The following is a 14,833-nucleotide window of genomic DNA, read 5'->3' as shown; positions in this document are numbered from 1 at the left end:
CTCAGGCCCGCAGTTCGAAGGTCGTGGCGCCCACCTTGATGGGAGTGCCGATGGAGACCGCGACGGGCACGCCTGCGAGGCGCTTGCCGGCGAGGAAGGTGCCGTTGGTGGAGTCGAGGTCCTGGATGGTCCAGGTGCCGCCGCGCAGCATGAGGCGCGCATGGTGGCTGGAGGTGTAGTCGTCGCGGATGACGAGGCCGGATTCGCTGGAGCGGCCGATGGTCATCGCCTCGGCGGCGAGGGGGATCTCCATGCCCGCCTTCGGCCCGGAGGTGATGACGAGCCGGGTCACGCTGTTCGCCGTCGCGGGGCCGGAGGCGGCCGGTCGGGATGCCGGCTTGGCCGTGGTTCCAGATGCCGCCGGAGTCGCGGCCGCCGCGGGAGCGCCGGCGGCGGCCTCGGCGGGGAGCTTGCGGGCGCGGACACCGAACAGGTCGGCGCGCAGCGAGTAGATCACGCCGAAGACGAAGAGCCACAGCAGGACGAGGAAGCCGATGCGCAGCAGGAGCAGGACGAGTTCGCTCACGGCGTCACCCCGAAGGCGCGGGTGGCGTCGTCGCCCCGCCGGGGAGCGGCGACCGGGACGATGCGGAAGACCAGGTCGGTGCGTCCGATCGTGATCGTCGAGTCGGAGGCCAGGCGCGCTTCGCGGACCTTCTCTCCGTCGACCTTCGTGCCGTTCGTCGAGCCGAGGTCGCGCATCATGGCACGCTCGCCGTCCCAGAGGATCTCCGCATGGCGGCGGCTGGAGCCGGCGTCCGCGATGGTGATGTCCGCGTCGCTGCCGCGCCCGATCACCGTGCGGGAGCGGGTGATCGTGTGCCTGCGGCCGTCGACGTCGACGACGGCCGTCCAGCTGACGCGGCCCTCGATCGTGCCCGATCCGACCCGCACCGTCCCGGTCGCGACGCGTTCGTCGGCCTCGAGGGCGATCGTGAGCGGGCCTGCGAAGCTGTAGCCCTGGGTCTTCGCGTGCGTGGTGAGCAGCGCGTGCAGCTCGTCGATGAGGGCGCCGCCCAGCGACTGCATCCGCTCCGCATCGTCCGCGCTGAGCCGGACGATGTAGCTGTTGGGCGCGATGATGCGGTCGCGACTGACGATCGCGGCCTTCGTGTCGGCCTCGCGACGGAGCGCGGAGGCGATCTCCACCGGCTGGATGCCGCTGCGGAAGGTCTTCGCGAAGGCGCTGTTCACAGCGCGCTCGAGACCCTTCTCAAAGCTGTCAAGTAGTCCCACTGGGCTCCTCTGGCATGCCGACCGGTGGGTACATCGTAGCCAGGTGTCCTGGAAATACGCCCCTTCGAGGGCGTCGACCCGCGAGATTCCGCGGTGCCGGCGGGCCGTCATCGGCGAGTTCCGGGCCGTCGATGGCGAGAAACCGCTCCCGCCGCGAGAAACCACCGCACCGGTGATGTCTCGCTCGCAGAGTGATTTCTTGCGTCGTGTGCCGCGTGATATCCTCGGGAAGTTGAGTTCTCCGGAACGAGACGCTCGCGCGAGTGGCGGAATAGGTAGACGCGCTGGCTTCAGGTGCCAGTGTTCGCAAGGACGTGGGGGTTCAAGTCCCCCCTCGCGCACCGGATGAAGGTAGCCCCTCGCCAGGGATTCTAGGTTCCTGGCGAGGGGAAACCGGGACTGTGGCACCGTGGCGTTCTCCGCGCCAAGCACCCCGGGATCACCCTTCAGGACCGCTTCGGCGTCGCTGCTGCGTGATCAGCGGCGTCTCACTCCTGTAGTCGGGCCTCAGGGGACCATCGGTCGATGGCCTGCACCGCCGTGGCGCGATACGCGTCGGTGAGCGCCTGGGCGGTGTGCGGTCCCGAAATGCCGCGGCACGGGAACCAACAGGGTTCTCTTCACTGGCTTCGGTTCGACGTCGCACGACGATGGCGAGGTCGGATCAGGCGCTCCGTCGTCGTCGGCAGGGGCTGGCTGCGGCTCGACGTGACGACCCCGCCGGGAGGAACGGCGGCGGGTCAGCGCTCCGCCGCCTCGTCGGTGACGGCGAGAGCCGCGCTTATCGTCGCCAGTCCACGTGCGAGCTCCTCTTCCTCGATCACCAATGGCGGGGCGATGTGCACCCGGTTGAAGTGCGTGAACGTCCAGACCCCCATCTTCCTGGCTGCCGCGGCGAACGCCGCCATCGGCGCCGCATCCGTGCCGGAGGCGTTGAACGGCACCAGCGGCGTCCGGGTCCTCGAATCGCGCACGAGCTCGACCGCCCAGAACAATCCGCGGCCGCGCACCTCGCCGACGCTCGGGTGGTCTTCAACCCACGAGCGCAGCGTCGGCTCGACGACGCGCTCGCCGAGGTCGCGCACCCTTTCCAGGATGCCGTCGCGACGGAACACCTCGAACGTGGCGATGCCCGCGGCGCAGCCGAGGGGGTGTCCCGAGTAGGTCAGTCCGCCCGCGAACGCCATCGTGTCGAAGGCGCTTGCGATGCGGTCGGAGATCACCACGCCCCCGAGCGGCACGTATCCGGAGTTGATTCCCTTCGCGAAGGTGATCAGGTCGGGATGGGCGTCGAAGGCGTCGATGCCGAACCACTCCCCCAGCCGCCCGAAGCCGACCATGACCTCGTCGGCGATGTACACGATGCCGTAGCGGTCGCAGAGGTCGCGGACGCCCTGCAGATACCCGGGCGGCGGTATGAGCACGCCGTTCGTGCCGACGACCGTCTCGATGATGACCGCCGCGATGGTCTGCGGGCCTTCGAGCTGGATGGTCTGCTCGAGGTGCGCGAGCGCGCGTTCGGACTCCTGCTCCGGGGTCTCGGCGTGGAAGGACGAGCGGTACAGGTACGGCCCGAAGAAGCGCACGGTGCCGGAATCGACGGCGTCGTTCGCCCAGCGGCGGGGGTCGCCGGTCAGCGAGATCGCCGTCGCGGTGGATCCGTGGTAGCTGCGGTACATCGACAGCACCTTGCGGCGGCCGGTGAACTGCCTGGCCATGCGCACTGCGTACTCGTTCGCCTCGGCGCCGCCGTTGGTGAAGAAGACCTTCTCGAGTCCCTCGGGGGCGACCTCGGCGATCAGGCGCGCGAGCTCGCCCCGTACGTCGTTCGCGATCGACGGCTGAATCGTCGCGAGACGCCCGCTCTGCCGCTGGATCGCGGCGACCAGGTCGGGATGCTGATGCCCGAGATTCAGGTTGACCAGCTGGCTCGAGAAGTCGAGATAGGCGTTGCCCTGGTAGTCCCAGAACGTCGATCCCTCTCCCGTGGCGACGGGCAGTGGATCGATCAGGGCCTGCGCACTCCACGAGTGGAACACGTGGCCGCGGTCGTCGGCACGCACCTGCGCCTCCGTCTCGGGGGCGGGGAACGGGTAGGACATGCCGTGGCGGTCGGTGAAGCTCTTCATGCCGGCGGCCCTCTCAGTGATTGCTCGGGAAGCCCAGATCGATCTGGGAAGGCGTGTGGTCGGGCCAGCGGGTGGTGACGACCTTGGAGCGTGTGTAGAAGTGCACCGACTCGGGGCCGTAGATGTGCGAGTCGCCGAACAGCGAATCCTTCCAGCCGCCGAAGGAGTAGGCGCCGATCGGCACCGGGATCGGTACGTTGACCCCGACCATGCCCACCTCGATATCGAACTCGTATCGTCGTGCCGTGCCGCCGTCGCGGGTGAAGATCGCGGTGCCGTTGCCGTAGGCATTCGCGTTCACGAGGGCGACGGCTTCGTCGTACGTCTGTACGCGGACGACTGCGAGCACCGGGCCGAAGATCTCGTCGTCGTACACCTTCATACCCGGGGCGACCTGGTCGATCAGGCTGACGCCGAGGAAGAAGCCGTCGGAGTCGAACTGCTTCTGCGTGCCATCGACGACGACCTTCGCGCCCTCGGCTTCGGCGCCGGTGACGTAGGAGGCGACGCGGTTTCGGTGCTCGCGCGTGATGAGGGGGCCCATCTCGCTGTCGGCCTCGGTGGCCGGGCCGATCTTCAGCCCATCGATGCGCGAGGCGATCGCGGAGACCAAGTCGTCGGCGATGTCCCCGACGGTCACCAGCACCGAGACGGCCATGCAGCGCTCGCCGGCGGAGCCGTAGGCGGCGGAGACCGCGGCGTCGGCGGCGCTGTCGATGTCGGCATCCGGCATCACGACCATGTGGTTCTTCGCGCCGCCGAGGGCTTGCACGCGCTTGCCCGCGGTCGAGGCGCGCTGGTATATCGAGCGGGCGATCGGGGTGGAGCCGACGAAGCTCACCGCTGAGACGTCCGGCGACTCGAGGAGCGCGTCGACGGCCTCCTTGTCGCCGTTGACGACGTTCAGCACGCCGTTGGGCAGACCGGCCTCGGCGAAGAGCTTCGCGATCCATACTGCGGCGGACGGGTCCTTCTCGCTCGGCTTGAGGACGACCGTGTTGCCGCAGGCGATCGCCGAGGCGACCATCCACAGCGGCACCATGACCGGGAAATTGAACGGTGTGATCGCCGCGACGACGCCCACCGGCTGCTTGACGGAGTGCACATCGACGCCCCGGGAGACCTGCTCGCTGCGCTCGCCTTTCAGCAGGTGCACGAGACCGGCCGCGAACTCGACGTTCTCGATGCCGCGTGAAACCTCACCCGCCGCATCCGAGAGCACCTTGCCGTGTTCGGAAGCGACGATGGCGGCCAGCTCCGGGGTGCGTTCCTTGAGAAGCTGACGCAGCCGGAAGAACAGATCCGCACGTCTGGTGAGGCTCGTCTCGCGCCAGGCGGGGAGAGCCGAGGTCGCTGCGGCGACCGCTGCGGCGACCTCGGCAGGCGAGGCGAACGCGACGTGCTTCGTGACCCGGCCGGTGGCCGGGTCGAAGACCGGGCCGGTACGCCCCGTGTCGCCGATGTCGAGACCGTTGATGATGTGAGGGACGGTGTCCACTGATGCTCCTTCACGTGCTGATGGCGCTCCCGAACACTCTGACCGGCGTTCGCTACGCTGGGTGTTCTTCCATGTTTGCAAAGCGTCGAAGGAGATCTGGATGTCAGAACGTCGCAAGTTCGACGCCGATCGGACAGATTGTCCGGAACGATCGGGGACAGCGTTGCTTTCGGTCGCCGACGTGGTCGCCCTGGCGGCGCTGCAGCGGGGTCGGCCGCAGGTGATCGTCGGGGGGACGACCCTCGACGCGGCGGTGCGCTGGGTGCACGCTTCGGACAGCGCTGGTGTCGCCCGGCTGCTCGACGGCGGTGAGCTTCTGCTCACGACGGGTGCCGCCTGGCCGGACGACGACGCCGCCCTCTCGTCGTTCGTCGCCGAGCTGGCGGCGGCGGGCGTGGCCGGGATCGTGATCGAGCTGGGATCGCGGTTTCCCCGGGTGCCTGAAGCGGTGATCGTCGCCTGCGCCGCCGCCGGGCTCGCCCTGGTCGCTCTGGCCAGCGAGGTGAAGTTCGTCGCGGTGACGGAGGCGGTGCACCGGGCGTTGATCGACGCGCAGACGGCGGCGCTGCGCGAACGGCAGCGGTTGCACGAGGTTTTCACCGCCCTCAGCCTGCGTGGGGCGCCGGCCGACGTGATCGTCGCTGAGACCGCGCGTGCTCTCGGGGCGCCCGTGTTGCTTGAGAACCTGGCCCATGAGGTCGTCGCCGTCGAAGGGTTGCGCATCCCGGTCGCCGAGGTGTTGCAGCAGCGGGGTGATGGCCCGTCCGGAGACGCGGGCGCGGATCGAGTTCCGGTGCAGGCGCGCGGTGTGCGGTGGGGGACGCTGGTCGCGATGGAGGGTCCCGCCCATACGGCTGGGCGCCAGACCGTGCTGGAGCTGGGCGCGACCGCTCTCGCTTTCGGGTGTCTTGCCGACGGCGACGCGGAGTGGTCGCTCCTCGCGCAGCGTGCTCTGGTGGAAGACCTGCTCGGCGCCCGGTTCGTGCGCATCGAAGATGTGACGGCGCGGCTCGGGCGCCTCGGATTCGAGGTCGCCGGTCGTGTCTGTCACGGTGTGCTCGTGCGCACGCCCGAAGCGGTCGCCGATCTGATTGATCGCGCCAGAGCTGAGGGCGCGGCCGTGATCGCTGCTCGTCGAGGCGGCGACATCGTGCTGCTGCTCTCGCCCGCTTCGTCCCCCCTGTCGGACCGCATTGTCCGGCGCATTGCAGGTGCCGGAATCCCCGCCGCCGTCGGTCCTGCCGCCGACGGCGTCGTCGAACTCCTGTCCTCGGTGCGCGCCGCCATCGACCTGGCCCGTGGTCCGTTCGATGGCGACGCGCCGTTGCTGCGCCGGGCCGACGATCGTCCGCTGGGGCGTCTGGTCGCCTCCCTGCGCGACGACCGACGCCTGCATGATCACAGCGATCGGATGCTGGCCCCGCTCATCCTTCACGACCGGGAGCGGAGGGGCGATCTGCTCGACGTTCTCGGCGCACTCGTCGCGCATCCGGGGAACCGCTCGGCTGCGGCGGCGGCCAGCCACTTCTCCCGCTCTGTCTTCTACCAGCGACTGGCTCTCATCGGCGACCTGCTCGACGCGGACCTCGACGACGGCGAGACATTGGCAGCACTCCATCTCGCCCTGCTCGCGCGGCTTCGTCCTGCGAAAGGCGACGACTGACATCCTCCTCTAACGCCGGGTCGCGCTCAGCCCGGTCGTGACAGTCCACGCAGCACCTCGAGGTGTTGGGTCCCGCGCACTTCGCCGAGCCCGCCGTCGGAAGCGGCGTCAGGCCCCTGGCCCGGGCTTGCTCGCCATGATGGCGACGAGCTCCTCAGCGCTCACGATGGTGTGTTCGTGGAAGGCCGCTTCGATGGCCGTGCGATCGCGGGAATGGAGGGCGGCCACCAGTGCCTGATGCTGAGTGGACGCTCGGCCGGGGTCCGAGCGGATCGCCTGGTCCTGCGCCAGAGCAACGGTTATGTGCGCCTCGATCACGGGCCACACTCGGAGGAGCACTTCGTTCTCGGAAGCCTCCCACACGGCGCGATGGAAAGTCACATGCGCCTCGTGGCGCAACAGCGGATCGGGATGGCGTTCGACCGCCGCGAAGCGCTGCCAGTGCTCGTCCAGGATCGCCATGCGGCGCCCGTCGCTGTCGGCGAGTATCGCGTCGACGGCGAGAAGGTCGAGCGACTGGCGGGTGCGGGCCAGGTCCATGTGAGCGGAAAGGCTCAGCTCCGCGACGCGCATCCCCCGATAGGGCTCTTGAACGAGAAGACCTTCGCGCGCGAGCTGGTTCAGCGCTTCGCGGAGGGTGGGCCGGCTGACACCGAGCTGAGCCGAGATGCCGATCTCGGTGATCTTCGCGCCGGGTCGCAGCGTACCCTTCACGATCGCCCGCCGGATCTCCTGGATCGCGCCGTCGCGGCGGGACAGCCCAGCAACCTGTTCGAGCGACATCGTCGGTAGCGCCTGCATCTTGTTCGAAGGGAAGCCGGACTCGAAAGCGTCCGACAATCTGGTTGTAAGAGTATCAGCGCTGCATCCGCCCCTGTTGCTGCCGGGGCGGATGCAGCCGCACCTCAACGGGCTGCGACGTCCACGCCGGCAGCACGCAGCAGCGCCGCGAGCTCGTCGCGGTGCTCCTGGGCGAGGGGCTGGATCGGACGGCGGGTCGAACCTGCGTCGTTGCCGACCAGCGAGACGCCGGCCTTGATGGCGGCCGCGTAGTTGTGGCTCTCGAGGAATACGCAGATCGGGTTGATGAGCTTCCACAGCTCGCGCCCGCGCGCGAGGTCGCCCTCGATGGCGACGGCCTGATACAACTGGCCGGCGAGACCGGGCATGAAGCTCGCACCGCCCCAGACGCCCGCCTTCGCGCCGAGAGCGAGACCTTCGAACGTCAGAGTGTCCCATCCGTTGAGCGCGTCGATGTCATCGGAGTGCTCGAGGAGGATCGTCGCGAGCTTCGTGATGTCGCCACCGGTGTCCTTGAAGCACGTCACGTTCGTCTCGCGGCCGAGCTGCGCGAACTGCGCGGGAGTGAGATCGACTCCGGTGGCACTGGGCAGGTTGTAGTACATGATCGGGATGTCGACGGCCTCGGAGATCGCGCCGTAGTGGGCGAGGAGCTCATCGAAGCTGAGGGCGTCGTAGAACGGCGGCACGATCATCACGGCGTCGGCGCCGGCTTCGGCTGCGGCCTCGGTCAGCTCGATCGACGCATCCGTCGTGAGCGCGCCGGCGCCGGCCACCGCGAATCCGCGTCCCTTTGCCGCGCGGGCGTAGGCGGCGTTGACGGTCTTCTGCTCCTCCATCGACAGCGAGGTGAACTCACCGGTGCTGCCAGTCGAGACGACGCCGTGGGCACCGCCACCGAGGATGAAGTCGACCTGGCGATCGATCCCTGCGATGTCGAGACTCCCGTCGCCGTCGAAGGGCGTCACGACCGCCGCCAGGATGCCTTCGAGTTCGAGTTTCTTCATGGGCGCTCTTCCTTTTCTTGGGCACGGGCCGGCTGGCCGCCGACCAAACCATAATGACAGATTGCCAGACAATCTGTCTATCTGTCATTATGGAGAAAGTGTCAGAGAACCTGGCCCCGGCGTCGAATCGCCGACCAGAACGGATCGATGGAGGAGCCATGTCTCAGTACCGCGTTCAGAATCCGGCCACCGGTGAGGTGATCGAGACCGTTCCCGCGGCCGGCGACCACGAGGTCGACGACGCGATCGCAGCGGCGCACGCCGCCTTCCGCGAGTGGCGCGAGCGCAGCATCCAGGAGAGGGCCGGGATCATGCACCGCGTCGCTGCGCTGTTCGAGGAGCGCAAGACGGAACTCGCCGAGATCATCGCGCAGGAGATGGGCAAGCCACGGCGGGAGGGCATCGAGGAGGTCGAGTTCGCGGCCTCGATCATCGACTATTACGCGGTGCACGGTCCGAGTCTCGCCACCGACGTCGAGATCCCCAGCACCATCCCGGGGAAGGCGATCGTCGAGCGTCGCCCGATCGGCGCCCTGCTGGGCGTGATGCCGTGGAACTTCCCGTACTATCAGGTCGCTCGGTTCGCTGCGCCGAACCTCGTGCTCGGCAACACTGTGCTGCTCAAGCACGCCGAGATCTGCCCGCGGTCGTCCCAGGCGATCGAGGACATCATGCGCGACGCCGGTGTCCCCGCCGGCGCATATGTCAATCTGTATGCGACCCATGAACAGATCGCGACGATCATCGCCGACCCGCGCGTGCAGGGAGTCTCGCTGACCGGGTCGGAGCGCGCCGGCTCCATCATCGGAGAGCAGGCGGGCAGGCACCTGAAGAAGGCGGTGCTCGAGCTCGGCGGCATCGATCCGATGGTGGTGCTGTCATCTGACGACATCGCGCAGGTCGCGCGCGACGCGTGGGACTTCCGCGTGTACAACGGAGGGCAGGTCTGCAACGGCAACAAGCGCATGATCGTGATGGACGACCTGCACGACGCGTTCGTCGCCGAGCTCAAGGCTCAGGCCGAGGGTCTGATTCCCGGCGATCCGCTCGACATGCCCGAGCGCGGCTTCGGCCCCCTGTCGTCACGCGGTGCTGCGGAGAAAGTGCACGAGCAGGTGCAGCGAGCAGTGGCCGAGGGCGCGACGCTCGTCGTCGGAGGCGTGCTCTCCGACGATGGCAGCGCGTATTACTCTCCGGCCGTCCTCACCGGCGTCAGCCGCGAATCCTCCGTCTTCCAGGAGGAGATCTTCGGCCCCGTCGCGCTGGTGGTGCGCGTCTCGAGCGATGAGGAGGCGCTCGATGTCGCGAACGACTCGGCGTTCGGTCTCGGCGGGTCCGTGTTCTCGTCCGATGAGGCACGCGCGAAGCGGCTCGCGGCACGCCTCGACGTCGGCATGACCCATGTGAACGTCATCGCGGCCGAAGCGGCCGAGCTTCCGTTCGGCGGGGTCAAGCGTTCCGGGTTCGGACGCGAGATGGGACCACTCGGGATGGACGAGTTCGTCAACAGGCGCTTCTCGTTCGTCGCCGAGTGATCCTCCCACCCGGTCCGGTGCGTCCGTCCTGGGCGCCGGACCGGGTGAGCGCCGCGCATCCCGTCAGAATCGGGCGATCCCGCTCAGATCCGTCAGCTTCGCGGAGGGGAGCCGCTCAGCCGCCCTCAGGAGGAAGTTGAGCTTCTCGATGCGCTCGCCCGAGCGCGGGGCGCCGTTCTTCTGGAACGGCACCTGCAGCCCGAGCGACAGGTCCATGACGATGTCGTCGATCACGCCGCCCGACCTGCCCGACGGGAGTGCGAGCATGCCGTGCGAGCGGGCCAGGTCGAAGGTCTGAAGCGATTCGGTGATGGTGCCGACCTGATTCGGCTTCAGCACGAATCCATCGACGGCATGCTCCGAGATGGCTCGCTCCAGTCGCGACCGGTTGGTCACGATCAGGTCGTCTCCGAGCACCCAGGTGCGCGGCAGCTCGCGCACGGCGAGGGTGAATCCGGCCCAGTCGTCCTCGTCGAGCGGGTCCTCGACGAAGAGCAGCGGCAGCTCCTCGGTGAGCGAGCGCAGGCGCGCTATGAGGTCGACCGCGTCGACGCGATCTCCGGCGAGCTCGTACGTCCGGGTCTCGGGGTCATACATCTCGCTCGACGCGCAGTCCAGCGCGAAGGCCATGCGTCCCTCGAACCCGGCCGCGTCGACCGCGTCCTGCAGCAGGGAGAGCACGTCGCCCGGGTCGCCGAACGGCGCGGCGTATCCGAACGAGTTCGCCATCACCGCCGGGCGCTGCGTGACCCGCTCGATCAGCTTCGGCAGCTCCTGGAAGACGAGCACCCCCATCTCGATGGCCTCTTCGAGCGAGTCCGCGCCGATCGGCACGACGAGGAACTCGTTGAACGCCTGCACGGCGTCGCGATTGCGTCCGCCGTTCAGCACGTTGAAGCAGGGTACGGGCAGGGTGGTCAGCGGTCCGCGCGCCACCTGCTCGTAGACGCTGCGCCCATGCTCGACGGCCTGGGCGCGCAGGAAGGCGACGGATGCGGGGTAGATCGCGTTTCCGCCGAGGAGATGCTTGTCGACCGTGCCGTCGAGGGCGAGCAGCGCCGAGTCGAAATCCGCCTGGTCCGTGAACCGCTGCTGCACCACGCCGTCCGCGATCCGCCCGGTCACGTTGGCGACGGCCTGCTTCACGCTCTGGCCGCGATAGGTCGTCGCGTCGTCGTCGCGCAGGATCGCTGCCTCGTGCGCTCCGACGGACGACCCGGTGGGAGCAGCTGCGCGGCCCACCGCACCGGACGCGGTCTCGATCTCGACCTCGACCATCGGGCGGGCCTTGCTGTCGAGGATCTGGCGGGCCCGGATGCTGGTGACGACGGTCATCGCGTCGGCTCCAGGGCGGGAACGTACATCACGTTCAGGTCGCAGAGATTGGTGCCGGTGTTTCCGGTGAGGACGACATCGCCCATCGCGGTGAGCGCCTCGTACGCGGCATGGCCGCGCAGGTGCGCACGGATGTCCACACCGAGCTCGGCAGCACGCGCCGCCGAGGTCGAATCGGTGAGGCCGCCGGCGGCCGGCGAGGTGCCATCGGTCCCCTCCGAGTCCATCGCGTACAGGCACGCGCCCGGGACGGCGCGGATCGACATCGCGAACCCGAGGGCGAGCTCCTGCGAGGGTCCGCCGTGACCGGTGATGACGGCATCCTCTCGGATGTGCGTGACGGTCTCGCCACCGCTGATCACCAGGCAGGGCGGTGAGAAGGGGCGCGCATTGGCCTGGATCTCGCGGGCCAACGCCGCGAGGAACGTGCCGGCGTCGCGGCTCTCGCCCTCGAGGAACGTCGTCAGCACATGAGCCTCGACACCGAGCGCCCGTGCCGCCTCGACCGCCGCCAGCGAGAGATCGGGAAGCGTGTTGACGAGGAAGTACGTCGCCCCGGGAAGCGAGTCGGGCGTCTCCCACTCGGGCCCCGCTCCGTCGAGGAAATCGACCACCCGTCGCGGCATCCGGTCGCGCAGGGCGTGCTCGTCGATGACGGCACGCGCATCCGAGAGCGTCGTGGGGTCTGGGCCGATCGGCGTGCCGGTGTAAGAAACCGCGGGCTCGGAGATGCGTCCGGTGGCGGGCCTGCCGACGGCATCCGAGATGCCGAGGCCGATCAGCTCCGCCCCGCGAGCGAGGATGCGCTGTGCGAGCCTGCCGCCGTTCGTGCGGGAGATGTGGCGTCGCACCGCGTTGATCTCGGCGATGCCGAGTCCGGAGGTCAGCAGAACCTCGGTGGCCCGGGCCTCGTCGTCGACGGTGATCGGCTCGATCGGCGCTGACATGAGCGCCGAGCTGCCTCCGCTGACCACGACGATGAAGAGGTCGCCCGGACCGGAGGAGTCCACGAGATCGAGGATCTTCCGGGTGGCGTCGTAGCTTGCGCGGTCGGGGAGGGGGTGGCCGCCGACGTGGACCTCGGTGCAGGTGAAGCCGTCATCCGGCTCGGCGATCTTGACGATGGCGATACCGCGGGTCAGCCGGTCGCCGAGAGCGTGCTCGACCGCCAACGCCATGGCGTTGGCGGCCTTGCCCGCGCCGATGAGATAGATGCGCCGCCGGGGGCGCAAGGCCCACTCGCGGTCGCCCACGTGCAGGACGTCCTCCTCGACCCGCACGAGGTCACGGATGCGCGGATAGGCGTCGACGCGCGCGAGCGCGTCCTCGACGATCTCCAGCACCAGGGCGCGCCCTGTCGCATCGCCGCGGGCGGTGAGCTCTGCGCTGTTCCTGATCTTCATCGAATCGTCTCCGCCGTCGTGAGCGCGCCCAAGGCGTCGTGGGCGCCCCAGAGCTCGAGCGCGGTGCCGATGCCCTGCTTCCGGGCACCGCGCAGCAGATCGGTACCCCACGCCACATCGAACACGGCCATTCCGCTGGCGATGAAGACCGTGCGGCCTCTCGCGGGCTGACGGCCTTCGGCGATGACCGTGCCGAGATCGATGCCCCGTTCGACGGGCGCGACTCTGCCGGCATCGGCGAGCGCGTAGAGCGGGCCGCCGATCTGCGCCGCGTAGCCCGCGTGCACGTCGCGGCTCGCCCGAGCGTCGGCGACGTACGACTCGTGCAGCGGCACGTGATCCCAGACGATGGAGCTCGTCGTCCACAGTGCCTCATCCGATAGCATCGGCCCGCTGAGGAGGATGCACGCGTCGTGGGCGAACGCAGCGGCATCGATGCGGAGCGGGGCCGTGCGAGAGGCGGCGACGGTGACGAGGTCGGCGTCCCGGACGCAGTCCTGCGGCGTGTCCGCCACGTGAAGCACGCCGCGGTAGCCCTCCGCTGCGACACTCTGCGCGAAAGCGACCGCCTTCTCGCGTGAGCGGTTGTGGCAGGCGATCTGCCCAATACCCGGATGCTGCGAGAGCAGGGCCCGAACGACCTGGCGGTTCACCTCGCCGCAGCCGACGACGGCGAGTCGCCGGGGCGGGCGCGAGGGAAGGTAACGACTGGCGACGGCGGGCACGGCAGCGGTGCGCGAGGAGCTGAGGCGCCCGGCGGACAGGAGCGCGACGGGTTCGCCGGTCTCCTTGTCGTTGAGCATGACGGTCAGCACCGATCGGGGGAGCCCCTTCTCACGGTTCGCGGCGTTCGAGCCATACCACTTCACCCCGCACATGTCGAAGCGCCCGCCCAGGTATGCGGGCATCGCCGAGAAACGACGGTCCGGTCCGGCCAACGGCATGTTGGGGAACGGCGACCAGGTGGGGAACGAGAGGACGAGCCCGTGGCTGTTGTGCGTGGATCCGCCCATCACATAGTCGCCCTTGTGGAGCAGACGGAAGACCTCGTAGGCCACCTGCACGCTGCGTGCCGCATCGTCGACGCCGGCGGCGATCATGTCGGCTTCGGACAGGAAGAGGAATGGCGAGTGCGGGGACATGGGACCTCAGGGCGGGGCGTGGGGACGGGGCATCCTCAGCCTGCGGTCAATGGTCAGTTCGACACAAGCAGGAGAATTCGCCAGAAAATATTCGATTCCGTCGAACGGTTAGTCTGAATGCATGTTGAACCTCGACCGCCTGCTCCTTCTGCAGGAACTCCATCGACGGGGATCGGTGACCGCCGTCGCAGCCGCGCTGTCGTACAGTCCGTCGACCGTGTCGCACCAGCTGAAGGTGCTCGAGCGCGAGGTGGGCGCTGTCCTCGTGGAGCGCGTCGGACGCGGTGTGCGCCTCACTCGCGAGGGAGGGCTCCTGGCCGAGCACGCGGTGCGCATCTTCGGTGAGATCGAGCGGGCCGAGGCGGCCGTCGCATCCGTGCGCGCGGTCGCGGAAGGAGACGTCCGCGTCGCCGCGCTGCAGACGGCCTCTCTCGCGCTCCTGCCCCGCGCGATCGAGGTGCTCGAGCGCCGATCGCCGCATCCGCGCATGTTCGTCAGCCGCATCGAACCCGCGCGCGCACTGGGCGCCCTGGCTGCTCGGGAGTTCGACATCGTGATCGGCGAGGAGTATCCCGGCCTCGTGCTCCCGTCGGTGTCGGGCGTCGAGCGCCGACCTCTGCTCGAAGACCCGCTCGTCATGGTCTCGCCCGCGGTGAGAGGGGTGTCCGCCTCGACGTCCGAAGCGACGGGGGCGCTGCCATGGACCATGGAGCCGCTCGGCAGCCATGCCCGATCCTGGTGCCTCGCGATGTGCCGTCGTCTCGGGATCGAGCCGGAGGTGCGGTACGAGTCCGATGACCTGCTCGTGCAGCTGCGACTCGTCGAGACGGGTCATGCGGTCGCCATCCTTCCGAAGCTTCTGCTCGACAGCGAGCGCGCGGAGGTCGAACGCGCTGACCTGCCCGGGCGTCCTGCGCGCTCGGTCTTCACGGCCCATCGTTCCGGATCGGAACGCACTCCGGCCATCAGCGCGGTGCTCGATGCTCTCGCCGAGGCCACGGGGAATGCGTCCGTGTCGGAGTTGTGAGTCGGGCATGGTTCCCATATGGTCAGATTGTTTGACAACGGTGAGCGCGTCCCGGAG

At 68.8% G+C, this 14,833-nt stretch carries 12 protein-coding genes and 1 tRNA gene; 4 read left to right on the top strand and 9 right to left on the bottom strand.

Translation table 11 applies throughout. The features are described from left to right. Nucleotide 1: 1 nt before the first annotated feature. Nucleotides 2-526 (bottom strand): FHA domain-containing protein FhaB/FipA, encoded by a 525-nt coding sequence (locus ACYVGQ_RS03730; protein WP_460783179.1) that lies wholly within the window; start codon nucleotides 524-526, stop codon nucleotides 2-4. Continuing rightward, entirely contained in the window at nucleotides 523-1,236 is a 714-nt protein-coding gene (locus ACYVGQ_RS03725) for an FhaA domain-containing protein (RefSeq protein ID WP_460783178.1), read from the bottom strand. The genes ACYVGQ_RS03730 and ACYVGQ_RS03725 overlap by 4 nt, the downstream gene beginning before the upstream one ends. Before the next feature lie 257 nt (nucleotides 1,237-1,493). On the opposite strand from ACYVGQ_RS03725, the gene ACYVGQ_RS03720 reads away from it, so the two are divergent. Continuing rightward, nucleotides 1,494-1,577: transfer RNA gene (locus ACYVGQ_RS03720), tRNA-Leu, on the top strand. A 399-nt stretch (nucleotides 1,578-1,976) separates the two neighbouring features. Here the strand turns inward: ACYVGQ_RS03720 and ACYVGQ_RS03715 are convergent. Together ACYVGQ_RS03715 and ACYVGQ_RS03710 are read right to left on the bottom strand one after the other, a co-directional pair. Further along, nucleotides 1,977-3,365 carry an aminotransferase class III-fold pyridoxal phosphate-dependent enzyme gene (locus tag ACYVGQ_RS03715; RefSeq protein ID WP_460783177.1) on the bottom strand — a complete coding sequence of 463 codons (1,389 nt, stop codon included), beginning with the start codon at nucleotides 3,363-3,365 and terminating at the stop codon, nucleotides 1,977-1,979. 13 nt (nucleotides 3,366-3,378) lie between these two features. Further along, complete coding sequence (locus ACYVGQ_RS03710; protein WP_460783176.1) at nucleotides 3,379-4,863, bottom strand: CoA-acylating methylmalonate-semialdehyde dehydrogenase; 1,485 nt, start codon at nucleotides 4,861-4,863, stop codon at nucleotides 3,379-3,381. A gap of 100 nt (nucleotides 4,864-4,963) precedes the next feature. Here ACYVGQ_RS03710 and ACYVGQ_RS03705 point away from each other — a divergent pair, with 100 nt between their 5' ends. Continuing rightward, on the top strand, nucleotides 4,964-6,526 hold the full coding sequence (locus tag ACYVGQ_RS03705) for a PucR family transcriptional regulator (protein WP_460783175.1): 1,563 nt from the start codon (nucleotides 4,964-4,966) through the stop codon (nucleotides 6,524-6,526). Between the two features lie 108 nt (nucleotides 6,527-6,634). On the opposite strand, the gene ACYVGQ_RS03700 is transcribed toward ACYVGQ_RS03705, so the two are convergent. Further along, nucleotides 6,635-7,309 carry a GntR family transcriptional regulator gene (locus ACYVGQ_RS03700; protein ID WP_460783174.1) on the bottom strand — a complete coding sequence of 225 codons (675 nt, stop codon included), beginning with the start codon at nucleotides 7,307-7,309 and terminating at the stop codon, nucleotides 6,635-6,637. A 122-nt stretch (nucleotides 7,310-7,431) separates the two neighbouring features. Continuing rightward, entirely contained in the window at nucleotides 7,432-8,334 is a 903-nt protein-coding gene (locus tag ACYVGQ_RS03695; RefSeq protein ID WP_460783173.1) for a dihydrodipicolinate synthase family protein, read from the bottom strand. A 158-nt stretch (nucleotides 8,335-8,492) separates the two neighbouring features. On the opposite strand from ACYVGQ_RS03695, the gene ACYVGQ_RS03690 reads away from it, so the two are divergent. Next, nucleotides 8,493-9,869 (top strand): NAD-dependent succinate-semialdehyde dehydrogenase, encoded by a 1,377-nt coding sequence (locus ACYVGQ_RS03690; protein WP_460783172.1) that lies wholly within the window; start codon nucleotides 8,493-8,495, stop codon nucleotides 9,867-9,869. A gap of 63 nt (nucleotides 9,870-9,932) precedes the next feature. Here the strand turns inward: ACYVGQ_RS03690 and eno are convergent, their stop codons facing one another. From eno to ACYVGQ_RS03675, 3 genes are read right to left on the bottom strand one after another with little or no spacing between them, the layout of a single operon-like run. Further along, complete coding sequence (gene eno, locus ACYVGQ_RS03685) at nucleotides 9,933-11,204, bottom strand: phosphopyruvate hydratase (protein ID WP_460783171.1); 1,272 nt, start codon at nucleotides 11,202-11,204, stop codon at nucleotides 9,933-9,935. Continuing rightward, entirely contained in the window at nucleotides 11,201-12,607 is a 1,407-nt protein-coding gene (locus tag ACYVGQ_RS03680) for a glycerate kinase type-2 family protein (protein WP_460783170.1), read from the bottom strand. Before ACYVGQ_RS03680 ends, eno begins: the two co-directional genes overlap by 4 nt. Then, on the bottom strand, nucleotides 12,604-13,749 hold the full coding sequence (locus tag ACYVGQ_RS03675; protein WP_460783169.1) for a Rossmann-fold NAD(P)-binding domain-containing protein: 1,146 nt from the start codon (nucleotides 13,747-13,749) through the stop codon (nucleotides 12,604-12,606). Before ACYVGQ_RS03675 ends, ACYVGQ_RS03680 begins: the two co-directional genes overlap by 4 nt. 121 nt (nucleotides 13,750-13,870) lie before the next feature. On the opposite strand from ACYVGQ_RS03675, the gene ACYVGQ_RS03670 reads away from it, so the two are divergent. Then, nucleotides 13,871-14,776 (top strand): LysR family transcriptional regulator, encoded by a 906-nt coding sequence (locus tag ACYVGQ_RS03670; RefSeq protein WP_460783168.1) that lies wholly within the window; start codon nucleotides 13,871-13,873, stop codon nucleotides 14,774-14,776. Nucleotides 14,777-14,833 lie beyond the last annotated feature (57 nt).

The organism is Microbacterium tumbae, assembly GCF_054780175.1.
Note: the sequence above shows the minus strand (reverse complement) of the source record. Positions and strands in the feature narration are given on the sequence as shown.